Genomic DNA, 16,841 nt, shown 5'->3' with positions numbered 1-16,841 from the left:
TAAGGATATATTAGGCCATTTATTGTATCTTAAAACACTGTTACCTAACCAAAGTAATATTTCCATATTTAATTTTGTGTTTACAAGCTTTGCTTCTTATTATATAAGCATAAACTCCAGGTGGTACATCTTGTGATTTAAAAGTTCCATTCCAATGTTTATTACTTGATTCAAAAAGTCGTGATCCCCAACGATCGTAAATTTCTATATCAAAGTCTTCAGTAAATTGAATTCCTGGAAATACATCATTCACTTGATCGCCATTAGGTGAAAATACATTAGGAAGATAGAGCCCATTATCCTCAATAAATTCCAATGAAATGGAATCCAAAAAGATCCCACAACTGTTTGAAATTATAAAGGAATAGATACCTGATTTATTAATGTTAATTCCTGAACCAATAGTTCCATTGGACCATTCTGTTCTTGGGTCTCCAGTAGAAAAATTAAATTCATCTTGTCCACAAAAAATCAAATGCTCTGAAGGAAATTCATTTGGAATAGAATCATAAAAAACTTCTATTGTGTCTAAAAGATTATTACAATTATCTTTAAACTCATACCAATATGTTCCAGGTTTATTGATATCTATATTATTGTGAAATTGCTTATTCCATAATTCGTCAATAATGGGAATGGAAAGATTAATATTTATTCCTTCACATACAAATGTATCGTTCGGCAAATAGGGTTTTTCATAAACTTTCATCTCTTTAATTTGAATCGTATCTGATATTAATCCACACAGAGAAACAATGCTAACCCAATAGATTCCTGCTTTAGTAATTTGATGTGATGATCCCGATGTATTATCGAACCAAACCGAACTACTGGAACCTGAATTTAAAGTTAGTATTGTTCCCTCACAAATGGTTGTATCAGGTCCTAAATCAACCTTAGAATTAGGATAATAGCTCACTTTAATTGAATCGCTAACATCTCCACAAAAATTTGATAAATAGGCTATTATAGTGCCTTCTTTTTTTGCGATGAAATAGGGTCCTACCGAACCATCATGCCATAATGTATTGGGGTCATTTGACCAAATGGTATCGCTTTCGTTAGGGCATATTTTAATATCTTTACCAAGTTCTAAATTTGGTTTATTCTGGAAATAAATATGAATTGAATCTCGACTTAGATCGCAAGTATTATTAATCTCAGCCCAATATAAACCAGATGTGGAAACAATTATGCTATTACCAATAACACCGGTACTCCATTGGGTTGTTGGAGAAGTACTTGTTAATGTAATAAGATCACCTTCACAAAGCAGTGTGTCCTGAGGTAATTTCACCCTAATACTTGGATAATAGCTTACGAAAGTACTGTCGTTAATTTCACCACAAAAATTAGATAATTTAGCCTTTATGAGACCTTCTTGCTTAATGATAAAAAATGAACCAATAGAACCATCATGCCAAATTGTATTCGGATTATTTGACCAAATGGTATCTACATGATTAGGACATATTTGGAAATCAGGACCTAATTCTAAAATAGGTTTTGATGTATACGATATATTAATGGAATCCCGAGATATACCACATATGTTTTTAATTTCTCCCCAATATAGTCCTGATTTTTTAACAACAATATTTTTTCCTTTGGTTCCGGTACTCCAGATTGTAGAATCACTTGTTGAACTCAAAACTATTGAATCTCCTTCACAAATTAAAGTATCTTCTGGAAGCATTAATAATGAATTATTATAAAAGCTAACTACCAAACTATCACTCAGATTACCACAGAAATCTAATATAGTAGCTTTAATTATACCTTCTTTATTTATAATAAAAAATGAATCTGTTGATCCATCATGCCAAATCGTGTTTGGATCATTTGTCCAAATCGTATCCACATCAGATGGACATATTTGACGATCAGGACCTAATTCTAACATAGGTAATGCTCTATACATTATAGTTACAGAATCTCTAATAACGCCGCAAATAGTACTTATTTCTCCCCAAAAAATTCCTGGTCTGTCAACTACTACTTCTTTTCCAAAAGAACCATTACTCCATTTAGTCAGATCAGAAGAGGATTTTAAAATAAAAGTTTCGCCTTCACAAATAACTGTATCATTTCCAAGTGAGAAGATTGGTTTATTAAGAATTGTAATTACATAATTATTTATGCTGTCACAATTGTTAACCCTAATCGTATCAGAATAGCTACCTGATGTTGTGATTGTTTTTCCATTTAGGACTATTTTTTCACATGAAACGGTATCAATAAGATTTATGACTCCTTTACAACAATCAGGATAACCAATATTAATATAAACCCCATCATCCGGAGAACTTCTTGAATTATGATGCTCTATCTCTATAAAATAGGAGCTGTCTGGAAAATTTGTATAGATCAAATTTCCCCCATGAAAAGTAGTTCTTGGGCCATTAACATCAAATAGTATCTCTGTTCCAAGGTTTGTTATTTTTATGGGATCATCATTTGGCCCATAGTCTTCTAACAAGAGACAAAGGTTAGAAATATCTAAAAGATTATTTGATCGATCGTAAACGCGCATTTTTCCAATTTGAGGAGTACTGAATGCTCGCTGATTCGGAAAATCACCAACTAAAAACAGTAATTCTTTTTTATCGGTTATTTTATCTAAAATAACTTGATGGGTCAATGTCTGAAATGCTAAGTTGCCCGGCATCCATAGTGTAGGTACACCTATAACTTTTTTAGGAAAATATAGCGGATTGAAAATATCAATATCTGTTAAAAAAGGATGAATGAGTCCAATATGAATATCCCCAACTAAAGTAGCTGAACCTTTCAATGTGCTTCCAATATAGGTACTGTTGGTACTCATATTCCACAAAGCCCATCCAATATTCTTACAATCAAGAGTACAAGGAAGGCAATTTTTAAATGCAACAATTACTGAATCTCGAGAAGTGCCGCAAGAATTAGTGAGCTCTCCCCAATAAATTCCTGGTTTGTCAACTACAAATTCCTTTCCAAAAGAACCATTACTCCAATTAGTCAAATCAGAAGGGGATTTTAAAATAAAATTTTCGCCTTCACAAATAACTGTATCATTTCCAAGTGAGAAGATAGGTTTATTTAGAATTGTAATTACATAATTATTTATGCTGTCACAATTGTTAATCCTAATTGTATCAGAATAGCTACCTGATGTTGTGATTGTTTTTCCATTCAGGATTATTTTTTCACATGAAATGGTATCAATAAGTTTCGTGACGGTTTTACAGCAATCGGGATAACCAATATTAATGTAAACCCCATCATCCGGAGAACTTCTTGAATTCTGATGCTCTACCTCTATAAAATAGGAGCTGTCTGGAAAATTTGTATAAATCAAATTTCCTCCATGAAAAGCAGTTCTCGGGCCATTAACATCAAATTGTATCTCTGTTCCAAGGTTCGTAATTTTTATGGGATCATCATCTGGCCCATAGTCTTCTAACAAGAGACAAAGGTTAGAAATATCTAAAAGATTATTTGATCGATCATAAACACGCATTTTTCCTATTTGAGGAGTACTAAAAGCTTGTTGATTCGGAAAATCACCAACTAAAAACAGTAATTCTTTTTTATCAGTTATTTTATCTAAAATAACACGATGGGTCAATGTCTGAAATGCTAAGTTGCCCGGCATCCAAAGTGTAGGTACACCTATGACCTTTTTAGGAAAATATGGCGGATCGAAAATATCAATGTCAGTTAAGAAAGGATATATTAACCCAATATGAATATCTCCAACTAAAGTAGCTGAACCATTCATTGTGGTTCCAATATAGGTACTGTTTGTAATCATATTCCATTTGGCCCATCCAATATTCTTGCATTCAATAGTACAAGGAAGGCAATTTTTAAATGCAACAATTACAGAATCTCGAGTTGTTCCGCAAGCATTAGTTAGCTCTCCCCAAAAAATTCCTGGTTTCTCTACTATTAATTCTTTCCCAATAGAGCCATTACTCCATTTAGTTTGGTTAGAAGAAGATTTCAAATTAAAAACTTCATTTTCACAAATAACTGTATCATTTCCAAGTGAGAAGATTGGTTTATTAAGAATATTAATTACGTAATTATTTATACTGTCACAACTGTTTATTCTAATCGTATCAGTATAGTTTCCTGATGTAGTGATAGTTTTACCGTTCAAAATTATTTTATCGCATGATACAGTATCAATAAGATGAATGACTTTTTTGCAGCAATCTGGATAACCCATGATAAAGTTGTCTGGGAATACACAACGGCATAATCCAGCCTTAGAAACTCCACTACTTAAATTAAAACTATTTGCTGAAAAATCACATAAAGAACCTGTTAAATTTGGGTTATTAATAACACTTAAATATTTAGAATTCCATTGTGCAATATAAATTTTATCATCTGGTCCTCTTTGTAGGTAACCTGAGTAATACCCTCCAGATCCTGAACAATATCCAATTGTTTGAGCACTTCTTGTAATTGAATTTATATTATTACTTGTTAAATCAAATTGTGTAATATTGGTTTGAGTCCATTGAGAAAGATATAGTTTCGATCCATCTTGAGAGAATTCTACACCCCATGCTCTAGAATAATTTGGTATCCATTTAGGATTCGAAACTTTGCCTGAAAAAATATCAAAATCAAATAATTCTATTTCACCACTATTGTAAAGTGCAGATGCGATGCGACTACCATCTTTTGATAAACTCAATTGTCCTGCAGAATTATTCACAGCATTATTTGGTCCTCCAGTATGTACTTTGCCAACTTTAGAAATAATGGGATTCAAATATATTCCATTCTTATCTATTTTATAAACAAAAAAAGAATCTGTTTCATATTTGTGGGCTATCACCCAGTAATAATCTTCCGTACAATTATAAATTCCTGCAATTTTTTCAGTAGAATTTTCAAATAATTTTTGATTTTTTAATTCAACATCTCCATTTTGATTATTCAAGTTCATATTTACAATTGAATAGTAAAGTGGCTTATTTCCTAAGTCAGGCACTGAAAATACTACAAACTTATTACTTTGTGGTATTGGAACAATCAAAGTGGCTTGTCCACCGGATTTACTTCCTGATAGATTTGTTCCGTTGGGCATTATCAGATTATTTTTGTTATAAACTGTTAAACCATCAGAATAAAATAAGAGCTTACCATTATTGTCTGAAATGGATGAAGAATTATCTGAAGTGTTGATAGCACTTGAACTTATTGAAGTAGGTGGAGATGTATTAAAGTTGATTCCAGCATTTTGTGAAAAGAACCAAAAGTTTCCCTGTTTTTGACAAAATAATATATCTATTATAAAAATAAATAATATTAAAATATGGATAACTTTTTTCATGTAGGGTGCTTCATTACAAAGCTACCAATTCTTCCAATATTGTAGTTAATTTTGAGCTTATTATTTTAACATTATGATATTTTTCCATATATTCTCTGGACAGCTTTCCTGTCTTATTTCTCATTAATGAATTATTAATATACTCAATTAAATCTTCTTCCAATTCATTTAATCCTTTATATAAGATTGGACAGTCAGTTGGTAAAAGATCTAATACAGGTTGCATGATGTAACAAAAAACGGGCTTTCCCATAGACATCGCTTCGCATGCGGCCATACCATAAGCACCAAGGATAAATTGGTCCAGGTAGATATCACATTGTTCTATTGCTTGAATAGCTTCTGCATGAGATTTATTTGTAATTTCTACATATTCAAATGAATAATTTAACTTTAATCTGTCCATAATTTTGCGAACTTCTATTGTTCCTTTTGCCCCTGTGGCACTTGGTGTATGACAGATTATTGGAATTGATTTGTTGGCATCTGGATATCGGATATTAAATTTATTAATATCAATTCGTTGAAATATAGGCTCGAAGGTCTCAAATATATTAAGATTTAAGTACAAGCTCATTTCAGGACAAAGTATAGGCGTTGCATTTAGTTTTTTGAATTTATTTTGTATTTTATTGCTTCGGTTGAGGCTTTCTCTGGTATAAGTGTATGTACCATTCTCTAAGGCTTTCTTATAATACGGATTATGTTTAATTACAAATTCTGGAACCCTAATATCACTGCCTAACCATTCTACCAGTATGGGTTTCTTTAATAATTTAATGAGCCAAAAATGCGGCATATACATTTTGATGTCCCACTGCCATATGATGGCATCTGCCCAGATGATATGTTTTATCAAATAAAATTCTGCCAAAAATAAATTGATTAAATATAAGAAAGGTTTCCTAATATTAGAATCAACTTTGAATATTTTCCAATTTTTTTTAGGATCAATACCAAAGGAGATATACTGATTATAGTCTATGCAAACTCCGCGTGCGATTATATCCTGTGATGCATTGAGCTCATCGATGGTAATCGCTGGCATAGAAGCAATATTATATGGAGCGTAAAGAATTTTAATGGGTTTGTCCAATGAAATTATTTTATTTCTAATTAAATGTGACCGATGGAAGGAAAATTATCCCATTAATAAATTTATGAATATTTTTGAAATAGATTTCATACATGTCACTAAATATTGACATCAATAATAATTTTTATTTTTTTTATTTGATTGAAACCAATAACAAATCTTTCATTAGGGATCGATTAATTGATTTTTTAAAATAAAATACACTAATAAGTCCATTTCTATTTGCCAAATCTACCGCTGTAACAAGCTTCTTCTTCATGCCAAAAATGGATCTTCATATTATTGGAAGATACCAAATTCGTTACTTCTTCTTTACTAAAACGCTGTGCATTACTTGGAGCATACCAATCGAAATTGGTTATTTTAGATAGATCAAATCCCCATTCTTCATTCCAATAACATTTCAGAAAATTCCAATAAATAAAACGCTGTATATCATACTCACCACCTTTAATTCCTAACAATGGAATATCAGGTGATTCAAAACTAACATTTAATTCAGATAATCGTTTTCCCAACTCTGTAAGTTGCTCTGAGAATTCCCACATTTTGTCATTTGGGATGTTGTGTGTTTGGGTTCTAAAATAATCATCGATAAGTTCTCTTGGCAAGGCTTTTTTTCGATAAAAGTAACAAGCGAATTCACCATCAATGGATGTAATTTCCGCAAGATGTTTGAACGTCAAGGCAGGATTCTCGGTATGCATGATGACCTGATCACAAACTACGAAATCACTTGCTCCAAATTTTAATCCAGTTTCTGCAATGTTTGCCTGTAGAAAAAATAAATTGGGAATGTCTTTGAAATTTTCTGCAGCGATTTTACATGAATCAGAAATATCTATACCAATCACAATGGCATGAGGTGCTAGTTTACTAAACCATGATGATTTATATCCTAATCCGCATCCTGTATCAATGATGAATCTTTTGTTTTTTAAATAGGATTTGAGATTTTCTTCTGTTTCGAATCCATATAAGCTTAAGAACCATTTATATTGAGTTTCATAAAGTTTGTCAACATGTTCCATTTTACTGGTCGAATCCCATTTGTCTGAGAATATGTCTTTGGTTTGATTCTGATTGTACGCTATAGCTAGATGTTCATCCTTGAATGAAATAAAATTATCTTCAATGATAATTTCCCGATCAAAAAAGTTTTGTAATAATGCGCTTTTATTTTCCATCCTCAATTTCTTTACCAGGGTTTCCTGCTATTTTCTTTCCTGCAGCAAATGATTTATTAATAAAACTATTGGCACCGATAATACATCCGTCTCCAATATGAACACCTCTTGCAATGACCACATTAGGTGCTATATAACAATTGTTCCCAATAATAACTTCTCCATATTCATACTTCTCTTTGCCACCGCTTATAGCCCATTGAACCGTGTCATGAGTATAAATATGTACACCTGCAGAAATTGAACAATTTGAACCAATTTTTAATGTTCCGCTTCCATCTAAAATAGTAAATGGTCCAATCCAGGTGTTTTCTCCAACGGTTACATCACCATAAATCATTGCAGAATCATAGACACTAGTTCCTTTACCAAATTGAAGATAACTCGCTTTTTCCCATCTATCTGTCATTAACTCATTGAAAGGTAGAACACGATTGTACTTTTGCTTTATAGCCTCACGTTTCAATCTAAAAAGTCTGTTCAATAATCTATTAATCAACATTATATTCGTTCACCTTTTAAAAAAATTCTACACCAATATTCAAAATTTAAAAAACTCCAGATCAATAGCCGATGGTTAATTCGATGATCTATATGTTCAGAAATAATGTGAGACATGTACTCAGGATTAATGAACTCAGAGCTCATTGTTTTCTTATTTAACAACAATTCTTTTACATAGGCTGCATTCTCTCCACGGTACCAACTTTCATCAGGCGCTGAAAATCCCTGTTTTGGTCTATTCAATATTTTCTCAGGAATAAATTCTTCTAATGCTTTACGTAAAACATTTTTACCATCACTATATTCCTGATATTGTTTCTTTTTATTACCCGCACTATCTTCATCCAGGCTTTTCATATTTTCCAAATTGGCCAATTTATGCCTAACTGGAATCTTCTGTGCAAAATTAACTAAATCATTATCTAGAAACGGGAATCTTTCTTCCAGACCATTAGCCATTGATAATTTATCACCCACGAGAAGTAGACCAGGTAGAAAAGTTTTAATTTCAAAATATAGACTATTTTGGATGTGATGTTCGGGGGTATCATATTGAAGGCCTTCATTAAATTTGAATACATTCTCAAACGCAGTTCTAGGTTCACGTACATCGATAGTTCCAAATGTAGCCGGTTGAAATAATCTGGATTTGTCTTGATCTGGAACCAATCTTTGCCAGAAGCCATAATATTGATCGAAATAATCTTGTTGATTTAACGATTGAAAAACTCGGTAATATCTCCAGGGATATCCACCATATAATTCATCACCACCTGTTCCTTGTAGACAAACTTTTACAAATTTAGAGGCCAGCCGACTAATGTAATAATTGGGATAACTCATCCCCACTCTCAGGTCCTCCAAATGCCATACCACTCTAGGAAGTGACCAAGATAAATCGCCGGCATTAATGACTTGTTCATAATGTTCTGTCTTAAAAAAATTGGCCATTAACTCCGCATCTCTGCGCTCATCATAATTTACTTCTACACCGGTCACACTACTCATATCAAATCCACAGGTAAATGTTGACAAACGGGGTACGTGCTTGCTGGCTAATGCTGTAATGGATCCGGAATCCATACCTCCAGATAAATAGGAACCTACCGGAACATCAGAAACCATTTGTCGCTTTACGGCTTCTTGCATTAGACGTTTGGTTTCTTCTTTTGCATCTTGAAAAGTAATGGTATTATCTACTTCACTAAAGTTATAATCCCACCAAACCTGATGACGTAATGATCTAGTATCTTTAGAGATGCTGATCGTATTTGCTGCGGGCAACATATAAATGCCATCAAACAAAGTATGAAATCGAAATAAATTCTGAAAACTAAAATACTCATTTAACGCAGCAGTATTAATTTTTATGGAATAATTGGGATGTTCAAGTATAGCTTTGATTTCTGATGCAAATAAAAAGAGACGACCATCAAAATAATAATACAAGGGTTTTACACCAAATCGATCCCGTGAAATAATCAATTCTTGCGTCTTAGTATTCCATGCAGCAATAGCAAACATCCCGTCAAATCGTTCGAAACACTTAGGTCCCCATTCTGCTAATCCTTCTGAAATCACTTCAGTATCTGTTGTAGAAATAAAGGTATGTCCAAGGGTCAGCAATTCGTTTTTTAAGGATTGAAAATTGTAAATACATCCATTGAAAACAACGATCCACTCTTTGTTATGTGAATACATGGGCTGTGCACCTTTATTACTCACATCCAATATAGAAAGTCTTCTGTGCCCTAATCCTATATTCTGATTACAATATATACCTTCTCCATCAGGACCACGGTGTACCAGGCTTTGAACCATTTTATTAAGGATAGTTCTAGATACTTCCTTTTGATCCAAATTGAATATTCCTGTTATACCGCACATTTTAAAACTGTATTAGGCGGACTTTATGATGTCAACTACATATTGAAAATCTTCAGCAGTCATTAGATTATGTAAAGGTATTGACATAGAATGTTGGTCTGCTCTCATAGCATTAGGATAATCATCGGCTTTAATTCCATATTTATTTTTATAAAATGAGAGCATATGAACCGCATGTGTGCCTGGTCTCGTTGCAATACCGTGCTGTTGTAAATATTCCATCAAATCATTTCTACTACGTGGTGATTTACTTTCGTCAATGTATGTGACATAAGACTGCCATCCATGAGTATAATTTTCTGGAATGAAAGGCGTTTTCAACCAAGGGAGTTGTTCTAATTCTCTGGTATAAAATTGTGCCCATTGATGTCTATAATCAATAAATGTTTTTAATTTTTTTAGTTGGACTACACCTACCGCTCCCTGAAGATCAGTCATTCGATAATTATAACCCACCATATCAAATTCTGGTAAAATGTATGGTTTTGGTCCTTTATGTCTTTGTTCTTCAGACAATGAAGCGCCATGATTTCTAAGACAATTCATATGCGCTGCGATGGCATCATCATGAGTTGTTAACATTCCTCCTTCACCCGTGGTTACAGATTTTCTAGGATGAAATGAAAAACAAGCAATGTCACCTAAACCGCCTGCAAATCTACCTTTGTAAATAGCTCCTGCAGCACAGGCTCCATCTTCAATAATAGGAATATTACCAGCAATGTTTTTTATAGCATCAATATCTGCACATAATCCAAATAAATGTACAGGAATAATGGCTTTGGTTTTTGGGGTAATTTTAGCGGCTAACTGTAGTGGATCGAGATTGAAAGTTCTTAAGTCTATATCTACAAAGATTGGTGTAGCACCACAATATTCTACCACATTGGCGGTAGAAACCCAGGTAAATGCAGGAACTATTACTTCATCGCCTGGACCTACTCCACAAGCGACAACAGCAATATGCAATGCTGTAGTACAATTAGAAACAGCAATGGCATGTTTAACTTGATGAATATCTGCAAACATTTTTTCAAATTCTGCTACTCTTGGTCCCTGAGTCATCCATCCTGAAAAAATCGGACCCTTGCAGGCTTCCCATTCATCTTGCCCCATGGAGGGTTGGGAAATTTGGATATATTTTTTATTATCTAGCATGCGGTATTGTATTATTGGTCAGCTCCATTAGCATTTCGCCACTGAATTAATTTATTTAACCCTTCTCTTAAGTTATATTTGAATTCAAAACCAAGTTCGGTTTTTGCCTTCTTATTCGAACCAATTCGATTCTGAACTAAAGCTCTAGCATCATCGGCGCTATATGGTTTATAGATGACTTTAAGATCAGACTGTTTAAGTTCCAGAATGAGATCACATAAGGTCTTTATACTCGTCTGAACTTCTGTTCCTACGTTATAGAATCCATGAGCGATGTCACTTTTTAAAGCCAAGACATTAAATCGTGCTACATCCTCTACATAAATAAAATCATATGCCTGACTCCCATCCCCATTGATAACGGGTTGTTCATTGGCATCGATCTTATTGAGCATAATAGGAATTACACCCGTATAAGCCGCAGTCTGGTCTTGGTGAGGGCCGTAAACATTCATATACCGAAGTCCAATAACTTGAAGTCCATATCGATCATGGAAGGCTGTTGCCATAGCTTCTCCGGCTATCTTGGTAGCGCCATAGAAATTCTTATTATTGAAAGGATGGTCTTCAGTCATCGGTAACTCTACCGCATCTCCGTAGACAGAAGCTGATGATGACCAGATGAGTTTTTTGATATTATTTTTAACACATGCTTCCAGGACATTGAAAGTACCCGCAATATTTACATCAAACGCTGTGCGTGGATAGTCTTTACAGTGTAACAACCACATAGCCGCCAGACATATCACATAATCTTTGCCTTTCATGGCATCATTGAGTATATCAACCTCACGTATGTCGCCGCCTACAGGATAGAAAGAGCATCGTGGATCTTTCAAAGCTTCTGTTAAATAAGCCTTCTTACCACGTGCCAAATTATCATAAACCACAACTTCATTTACCGGATGTTTTAGTAATTCTGTCACTACAAAACTTCCTATAAATCCAGCACCGCCAATGACGAGTATTTTAGCTTGTTCTAACTCCATGGATTCCGTTATTGAAAACCAAAGATATGAAGTTTTATTATATCACAATAAAGTATATATGTTTGATCCACAAATTGTGAGTTAAAAATTAGATAATCAATAAATTAAATATTAGAATTATACTTAAACCATCAATCTAAAATACGGGATTCAAAATTCAAACAATTAACCTATATTTACCGACTGATCTGTATTTATATGAATGTAAAATCGAATTTATTGGGATTGCTATTTATGGCTATAATCAGCATGCCAAGCCTAATGGCACAATGCAATTTTAAAGTTGATGCAGGACCCGATATACTCGTTTGCAGAAAGGGAGATATGGATTTTTTTAAAGGTAAAATAACGGGAAACCCATTTGAGTATTATTGGGAACCACCTACCAATCTCAGTAATCCAAAAATTTTAAACCCTAAAGTAACCGTATTTGGACCTGAAACCTACATTTTGGTCGCTCGAGGAAATGATAATACCGAATTAATCAATAATGGGGACTTTAGTGCCGGAAATGTTGGTTTTTATACCGACTATATGGTCGGAAACATGTCTTGCTATGGAGCAGGTTATTTGGATTGTGAGGGAACTTATGATGTAATCACCAATCCCCAATTTGGTCATACCGGATTTGCTCCTTGTGGAGATCACACTTCTGGTTCAGGGAATATGATGGTCCTTAATGGCGCCGCTAATCTTCAAAATGTCTGGTGCCAAACCATTAATGTTATGCCTGATATGGATTATACTTTGTCGGCTTGGATTACGGCAGTAGTAAGTGCAGCACCTCCCATCTTACAATTCTCAATGAATGGTGACCCTATAGGAAATGTTTTTAATGCTTCAGGAGCTGTTTGTAATTGGCAAAATTTCACTACAACATTCAATGTTGGTGCAAATACATCCATTGAAATCTGTATTGTGAATCTGAATACCGCAACAGGTGGAAATGATTTTGCCGTCGATGATATCAGCTTGAAAAAAATATGTGAAGTACGTGATACAGTTGAAGTAGATGTAATTGATATTGTTGCGAGTATAGATATTCCAGAGATTGTTAACTGTGATCGACCAGTCATTACCCTTGATGGTTCTGCGTCATCATCTGGTCCCGGATGGACTTATCAATGGACCTCAAATCCCGGAAAAATAGTATCAGGAGGAAAAACCAATCAAGCAAAAATTGAAGGACCTGGTATGTATACATTGACTGTATGTGCACCATTACCAAATTGCTGTGAATCGGTAACTGTCGAAGTTTTAGGTAATATTACACCGCCAAAAGTTACTGCAAGTACTACAGATACCTTGGGATGTGGAAAGGATTTTGCTACAATCAAAGCCAAATCAAATAATTTCGAAGTTCGTTATTTTTGGTCTGGACCTACGGGTTTTTCATCCGAAGATCAAAATCCTGTGGTAACAGAAGCGGGAACTTACATCATTACCGTTGTCGATGAATACAACTGTAAGGGTATTGATTCCGTAAAGGTTTTGGAGCGTTCAGAAAATCCAAAAGTTACAATTGATTACCAGAATATCAATTGCAAATCAGATACGAGTATCCTTAAAGCAAATTCATCAATTAAAAATTCAAATTTCAAATGGCTAGGACCGAAAGGTAAAACAAATACAGGCGATGATTGGATCGTGGCTGATAGTGGAACGTATTACTTGATTACTACAACTCCATCGGGTTGTATTCGCACAGATTCATTTCAAATTAAATTAGACAAAACACCTCCGCAATATAGCTATAGTGTGGATACCATGAATTGTCTCAAAGACACAGCTACATTGTTCTTAAATCAGAAAAACAACACAGACCTGATTCGATTAAGTGGACCCGGTGCTATTATTAAATTGGATTCTCAACATTACAAAATAACACAAGCTGGTACTTATCAAATTGAATTGGAAGGAACAAATGGATGTATTACAAAACAAAATATTGAAATCTTTCAAGATATTAAAAAACCAATTATAACATCTCATGACGATACTATAAATTGCCTGAAAAATCAAATTACTTTGTTAAGTTTTACGTCAGACTCTTCTGCAAATATTATATGGAAAAATCCAAGTGGAAATATATTTCAAACTAAACAGTTACTCACATCTGATGGTGGGACCTACACATTAGTTGCAAGGTCATCTAACGGGTGTGCGGATAGCATTCAAGTCAAAGTACTGGTTGATACCGTTAAAGCGCAATTGAACGTTTCTTCAGACACATTAACCTGCACTAAAACCAATGTTATTTTATATCCACTTGGAGACACCACTCGGTTAAATTTCAAATGGTCAGGACCTGGTAATTTTAATTCCATTTTAAAAAATCCTCAAATCAATGTTCCAGGATTATACACACTACAAGTAGAAAAACCAAATCATTGCATTTCAGATGTCTCTGTTAATATTATCCAAGATATTCAGAAACCAGTTTTAACTTCCCAAAATGACATTTTAAGTTGTGCCGTAGATTCAATACAATTAAAAGCTACCATTTCTAATCATAACGGAACTTTATACTGGAAAGGTCCGAATGGGAATGTATTACCTGTACTCAATCCATTTATAAAAACAGCTGGTGAATATATTTTGTATGCAAGAAATACAAATGGATGTAGTGATTCATTCATGATAACAATAAGTCAGGATATTCGAAAACCTGATTTAATGCTGAATAATGATACTTTGAATTGTCTTAAAAAACAAATCACACTCACACCACAATCTTCTTTTGATTCCTTATCGTATTCATGGGTAGGCCCGAATGGGTTTACTTCGAGTCAGGATCGAATTACGATTAATACAGGAGGAACATATACAATAAGAATTCAAACCCCTCAAAAATGTTATTCAGAGCAAACGGTAACCATTATTCAGGATACGCTTACACCAAAAATTAATCTTATACCTGATACTTTGGATTGTCTGAAAACGAATATTATTTTGGGTTATACAACCAATGATGCAATACTTAATCAATTATGGTCGGGTCCTAATAATTTTACTTCCACAAATAAAGATGCTTCCATCTCACTGGGAGGATTCTACGATATTATTGTGACAGGAATCAATTTTTGTACGCAAACATCAAGAGTATTTATTGTCCAGGATACGATCAAGCCTAATTTAATGGTTAACACAGATACCATCACTTGCAATAAGAAAATAATAACACTTCAAGCTAAAAGTAATACTGGAATTAAATTTTTATGGATATTACCAAACGGAACAAATGATAATCAGGCTCAATTAACAACTTCACTTCCCGGAACTTATCAATTAACTACTACTGGATTAAATCACTGCAAAGAGCAGATTAGTGTAAATGTTGGAATGGATACTTTGGCTCCAAGACTTGAAGTCTTCAATGATACCATTAATTGTAATTTTCCAGTAGCTGATCTTAAAATTAAGGCTTCGACAAATAATCTAAGTTATTTATGGAATGGACCCAATCAATTTAAAAGCAATAAAGCAGTTGAAACAACTACAATTCCAGGTTTATATGAATTATCCATTCAAGCGCTCAATGGATGTATTACCAAGGGATTTATAACGGTTGCCATTGATACAATCCGGCCTCGGTTTATTGCAACAGCAGATAGCATAGATTGTAAACATTCGTTAGCAACAATTCAAGTAATTGGTATTAAACCCAATCAAATTATAAGTTGGAATAATTTAGGTGGTCAGATGGTATCTAATCAATCTTTATGGACAACTTCAAATTCAGGAATTTATTCAATATTAGTTACAGATACTCTAAATGGATGCAGGACTTCATCATTAGTTGAAGTTAAAAAAGATAGTTCGTTAATAGTTGATCTAAACCTAAATACTCAATCGCCTAAATGCGGAAAGGAATTTGGTGCCACAAAAATTATAAATATTATTGGGGGTCATGGTTCATTTAATTACTCATTGGACAATGGAAAAACATTTACTAAGAAATCATCTTTTGATCAATTATTACCCGGAAATTATAGTTTATTAGTACGAGATACGGTTGGATGTGAATTTACAAAATCTTTTGACATTATACAATTACCATTTGTAATTACAGATCTCTCTCCGGAATTGACTTTGGAATTAGGAGAAACTCAACAAGTTCAACTGAATGTAAATCTAGCACCAAATATGATTAGAACCATTACATGGAGTCCTACTTTAGGTTTAAGTTGTACAGATTGTACTAATCCTATAATTTCAACTTTCGAGGATACTGAATATTCAGTTACAGTTATAGATACCAATGGATGCGAATCTACTTCTCGAATACGTGTAAAGGTTAAATCTCCCGAAGCGTGGTTGCCTAATGTATTTTCACCTAATGGAGATTTAATTAACGATTATTTTTATGTACATACTTCATCAAAAGATAATATATTGATAAAGAAATTTCAAATATATGATCGCTGGGGCGATCAGGTATTTGAATCTACAAACAGCTCACCTAATATTCCGAATCAAGGTTGGAATGGATATTCCAGACAGAAAGGATGCAATCCTGGAGTATTTGTGTATTGGGTTGAATTGGAATTTCTCAATGGTAAAAAATATATTTTGAAAGGGGATGTGACTTTATGTAAGTAATATTTAGTCGTCAGTCAACATCCGCAAGTGAAGAAAAAAGAAAGTCATTAGTTTAATAGTCGTCAGTAACTGCCATCAGTGAA

The 16,841-nt window shown here is 33.7% G+C and carries 8 protein-coding genes; 1 reads left to right on the top strand and 7 read right to left on the bottom strand.

Annotation, left to right across the window (positions count from 1 at the left end; genetic code table 11):
- Positions 1-40: 40 nt before the first annotated feature.
- The 7 genes from IPK88_04580 to IPK88_04550 all read right to left on the bottom strand — a co-directional run bounded on the left by IPK88_04580 (position 41) and on the right by IPK88_04550 (position 12,156).
- Positions 41-5,335: a gliding motility-associated C-terminal domain-containing protein gene (locus IPK88_04580; protein ID MBK8242680.1), complete on the bottom strand. Its 5,295-nt coding sequence runs from the start codon at positions 5,333-5,335 to the stop codon at positions 41-43.
- Between the two features lie 13 nt (positions 5,336-5,348).
- Positions 5,349-6,431 carry a glycosyltransferase gene (locus IPK88_04575; protein MBK8242679.1) on the bottom strand — a complete coding sequence of 361 codons (1,083 nt, stop codon included), beginning with the start codon at positions 6,429-6,431 and terminating at the stop codon, positions 5,349-5,351.
- Between the two features lie 218 nt (positions 6,432-6,649).
- On the bottom strand, positions 6,650-7,618 hold the full coding sequence (locus tag IPK88_04570) for a methyltransferase domain-containing protein (GenBank protein ID MBK8242678.1): 969 nt from the start codon (positions 7,616-7,618) through the stop codon (positions 6,650-6,652).
- Positions 7,608-8,120 (bottom strand): acyltransferase, encoded by a 513-nt coding sequence (locus IPK88_04565; protein MBK8242677.1) that lies wholly within the window; start codon positions 8,118-8,120, stop codon positions 7,608-7,610. The genes IPK88_04570 and IPK88_04565 overlap by 11 nt, the downstream gene beginning before the upstream one ends.
- Entirely contained in the window at positions 8,120-10,009 is a 1,890-nt protein-coding gene (asnB, locus tag IPK88_04560; GenBank protein MBK8242676.1) for an asparagine synthase (glutamine-hydrolyzing), read from the bottom strand. The genes IPK88_04565 and asnB overlap by 1 nt, the downstream gene beginning before the upstream one ends.
- Positions 10,010-10,021: 12 nt before the next feature.
- Entirely contained in the window at positions 10,022-11,167 is a 1,146-nt protein-coding gene (locus IPK88_04555) for a DegT/DnrJ/EryC1/StrS family aminotransferase (protein ID MBK8242675.1), read from the bottom strand.
- Between the two features lie 11 nt (positions 11,168-11,178).
- Positions 11,179-12,156, bottom strand: a complete 978-nt coding sequence (locus IPK88_04550; GenBank protein MBK8242674.1) for an NAD-dependent epimerase/dehydratase family protein — start codon at positions 12,154-12,156, stop codon at positions 11,179-11,181.
- Positions 12,157-12,354: 198 nt separating this feature from the next.
- On the opposite strand from IPK88_04550, the gene IPK88_04545 reads away from it, so the two are divergent.
- Positions 12,355-16,758: a gliding motility-associated C-terminal domain-containing protein gene (locus IPK88_04545; protein ID MBK8242673.1), complete on the top strand. Its 4,404-nt coding sequence runs from the start codon at positions 12,355-12,357 to the stop codon at positions 16,756-16,758.
- The last annotated feature ends 83 nt before the right edge of the window (positions 16,759-16,841 follow it).

Source organism: Candidatus Defluviibacterium haderslevense, assembly GCA_016712225.1.
GTDB classification, from domain to species: domain Bacteria; phylum Bacteroidota; class Bacteroidia; order Chitinophagales; family Saprospiraceae; genus Vicinibacter; species Vicinibacter haderslevensis.
This window is presented reverse-complemented; position numbering and strand designations above follow the sequence as displayed.

Excerpts from the sequence above, each read along its gene's own strand:
- IPK88_04555 (MBK8242675.1), bottom strand. The coding sequence starts at position 11,167 with ATGCTAGATAATAAAAAATATATCCAAATTTCCCAACCCTCCATGGGG.
- IPK88_04580 (MBK8242680.1), bottom strand. The coding sequence starts at position 5,335 with ATGAAAAAAGTTATCCATATTTTAATATTATTTATTTTTATAATAGAT.
- IPK88_04565 (MBK8242677.1), bottom strand. The coding sequence starts at position 8,120 with ATGTTGATTAATAGATTATTGAACAGACTTTTTAGATTGAAACGTGAG.
- IPK88_04545 (MBK8242673.1), top strand. The coding sequence starts at position 12,355 with ATGAATGTAAAATCGAATTTATTGGGATTGCTATTTATGGCTATAATC.
- IPK88_04570 (MBK8242678.1), bottom strand. The coding sequence starts at position 7,618 with ATGGAAAATAAAAGCGCATTATTACAAAACTTTTTTGATCGGGAAATT.
- IPK88_04550 (MBK8242674.1), bottom strand. The coding sequence starts at position 12,156 with ATGGAGTTAGAACAAGCTAAAATACTCGTCATTGGCGGTGCTGGATTT.
- asnB (MBK8242676.1), bottom strand. The coding sequence starts at position 10,009 with ATGTGCGGTATAACAGGAATATTCAATTTGGATCAAAAGGAAGTATCT.